The sequence below is a fragment of the Peribacillus sp. SIMBA_075 genome (assembly GCF_046534585.1).
Window position 1 is genome coordinate 1 of record NZ_JAWRYN010001623.1, and the last position, 235, is coordinate 235.

The 235-nt window shown below is 50.6% G+C and carries 1 protein-coding gene; it reads left to right on the forward strand.

The annotated features are described in order from the left end of the window. Positions 1-235, forward strand: a 235-nt coding sequence (locus SB775_RS33930) for an exonuclease domain-containing protein (protein WP_410865685.1), incomplete at both ends; no start/stop codon positions are given.

A 235-nucleotide genomic window follows, 5' to 3' on the forward strand; every position in this document is an offset into this window, starting at 1 on the left:
GGTAAGCAACAATCTACCTTTTTGTTTCACGATTACGAAACCTTTGGAACGCACCCCGCGTTAGATCGCCCTGCACAGTTCGCAGCCATTCGCACTGATAACGAATTCAATGTCATCGGCGAACCCGAAGTCTTTTACTGCAAGCCCGCGGATGACTATTTACCCCAGCCTGGAGCAGTATTAATTACCGGTATTACCCCGCAGGAAGCACGGGCGAAAGGAGAAAACGAAGCCG